This window comes from Martelella alba, from assembly GCF_006516955.1.
GTDB classification, from domain to species: Bacteria; Pseudomonadota; Alphaproteobacteria; order Rhizobiales; family Rhizobiaceae; genus Martelella; species Martelella alba.
This window is the reverse complement of sequence record NZ_VHLG01000040.1, coordinates 1-2462: the sequence shown is the minus strand read 5'-3', so window position 1 is coordinate 2462 and position 2462 is coordinate 1. Positions and strand designations below refer to the sequence as shown.

3 protein-coding genes are annotated in these 2462 nt (G+C 58.6%); 1 reads left to right on the top strand and 2 read right to left on the bottom strand.

All coding sequences use genetic code 11. The features are described from left to right. Both FJU08_RS22540 and FJU08_RS22535 read right to left on the bottom strand, forming a co-directional pair. Positions 1 to 820, bottom strand: an 820-nt coding sequence (locus FJU08_RS22540; protein ID WP_210245307.1) for an IS110 family RNA-guided transposase, incomplete at its 3' end; no start/stop codon positions are given. A 228-nt stretch (positions 821 to 1048) separates the two neighbouring features. Then, positions 1049 to 1994 (bottom strand): IS630 family transposase gene (locus tag FJU08_RS22535; RefSeq protein WP_181410007.1). Its coding sequence is split into 2 segments (ribosomal slippage): positions 1049 to 1655 and positions 1654 to 1994, totalling 948 coding nucleotides; the frame shifts between segments, so codons are not numbered across the junction. Between the two features lie 230 nt (positions 1995 to 2224). Between FJU08_RS22535 and FJU08_RS23380 the strand changes: the two genes are divergently transcribed. After that, positions 2225 to 2389: a beta-barrel domain-containing protein gene (locus tag FJU08_RS23380; protein ID WP_181410006.1), complete on the top strand. Its 165-nt coding sequence runs from the start codon at positions 2225 to 2227 to the stop codon at positions 2387 to 2389. The last annotated feature ends 73 nt before the right edge of the window (positions 2390 to 2462 follow it).

Sequence of the window (2462 nt, the reverse complement as noted above, 5' to 3'; positions counted from 1 at the left end):
GCGCCTCGTATTTCGCCTTCATCTGTTTGTTGAAGCGCATGGCGACGAGGGCGAGCATGTAGAGGGCGTCGCGCAGGAATTTTCGTCCACCCTGAATGAAGACCTTTCCACGCCATTGGCCCGATTGTCGGGTCATGGGCGCCAAACCCGCAAGGCTTGCGATTTGCTTTCGGCCAAGCATGCCGATCTCGGGGCATTCGATCAGGATCGTCGTCGCCGTCACCGGAGCGATGCCGGGAATGGAGGTGAGGATGTCGAGCTTTCTGGCCTTGCCGTCATCCGCGCGCAGGCGGGTTTCGATCTCGTCCTTGATTGCCGCGAGCTGGCGCTCGTTCTGGGCGATGCGAGCCTTTGAGTGCCGCTTCGTCAGGGCCAGTGTTTGCGTCTTGATGCGATTGAGCAGCCGTGTCCGGTCCTTGACGAGAGCGGTGCGCTCGATCTGCAACTCCTTGAGTTCATGGGTGTTCTCGTCCACTGGCCGGTCTGGCTGAAGGTCGAATGCATCCCCCATCTGAGCCAGTATGCGCGCATCAACGCGATCGGTCTTGGCGCGGCTGCCGCGTGCCAGGGCAAACCGGCGTGCCTGCAGCGGGTTGACCTTGACGAGCGGAAGACGGGAGGCGAGTGCGCATTCAAAGGCGCCATGATAGGGGTCGGTCGCCTCATAAACGATCCGGCTGACAGATGTATCGCCAAGCCATTGCCGCAGACCGAAAAAGCCTGCCGGCGTGTTGGTGAATGCCCGGTGCGCCTTGTCGCTCAGACGAAAGGCGTCGAGCCGGTCTTTTGAAATATCGATACCGATGCTATCGTTGATCATCTTCGCGTGTCCTATGCTTGTCATGCAGAGCCGAAAGCTGCTGCGTATCCGTTCAGGCCTCATGCGAAGACGGTGGCCGATCACACTCTAAAACGGTCCATGTTCCTTGCGGTTCATGACCAAGCCCCGACCGATCCGACCACCGCCACTGACCGCCGCGTGGAGGCGGCAGTCAGTGGCCTTTCTTCGCAGAAAAGCCGGAAAAATCATAAGACGAGCGTTTCCCTTTCATGTTGGATCATATCCGCATGATGTGAAGAAGTTGCGGGCTTCATGAGGCTCGACGAGGTCGATCAGTTTTCCGATCCTGTCCCAAAGGCCGTTCATTGTGCGCTCTGTCGTCTTGCGCAGAAGCGCTTTCAGCTTTGAGAATGCCTTTTCTATGGGATTGAAGTCTGGGCTGTATGGCGGCAGAAACAGCATTTGCGCACCGGCAACCTGGATCATAGCGCGCGCGGCCGGCCGCTTGTGACTGGAGAGATTGTCGAGGATGACGACATCGCCGGGCTTCAGGGTCGGGACGAGCACCTGGGCGACATAGGCCTCGAACCATTCCCCGTTGACCGGCCTGTCGATCACCATCGGCGCAACCATTCCTGTGCTGCGCAAGCCCGCCACCAGCGTCGTGGTCTTGCGGTGGCCGTGCGGAAAATCCATTCGCAGGCGCTCACCCTTCCTGCAGCGTCCATGCGTGCGCGCCATGTTCGTCGCGGTCCAGGTTTCGTCAATAAAGACGAGCTTTGCAGGATCAAGGTCCAGTTGATCGTCGAACCACTGCCGACGCTGTTCCAGGACGTCGGGACGGCTTTGCTCTACCGCGTGGCCAGTCTTTTTTGCGTATCTGGCCGTGCCGGACAAGAAACCGGTGCAAAGCTGATTTGCTGATCGTGACGCCCTGGGCACAAAGCGCATCGCGCAGTTCGAACAAGGTTCCGTCGCGGTGCTCGGCCAGCCATGCCATGATCGCTTCGCCATGGGCCTCTGTCTTGCGGGAATTTCGATCTCCGCCAAGAGGACCAGGGCGCACATTCCCCTGGCGAAGTTGCAGATCTCGCCACCGGCTGACGCTTGCGGCGCTCACGCCGAACCGTTCAGCAGCTTCTCGGTGGGTCGCTCCAGCGCAAACAGCAGCAAGAACGCGAATACGCAGATCGACAGAAAGGGCTTTTGACATATCCGCCGACCTCCATCGGCAGATAGTTTGAATCAGACGGCGCCTGATTTGCATAGCCACGGATTCGGTCCGTCAGGGAACCGCTCTAAACGTGGGACGCATGGGGAGCAGGTCACCGCCGATGCAGTTATGCTCGTAGTTCCAGACAGTGACCGGCTTGCCTTGGATGTACGCATTGCCTTCCTCGCGACTTTGATCAGATCGCGTTCGGTCAGGAAGCGCGCCTTCGTATGACGACCTCTAATCAGCGTACAACACCCGAATTGTTTGGATATGTGACACGAATCGCCGCCGATCTGACGACCGATACTGCAACAGGTTCGTCATTTTACACCGTGCGCATCACTGTACCGGAGGTCGAACTGGCCCGCCTTCAGGTGCTCTGCCCCCTTTAAACTGGACCAGATTTGGTTAGAGTTTTCCGGTGCATTTTCCCGGCTGGGAAATGAGCGGAAGACGATGAAGGCA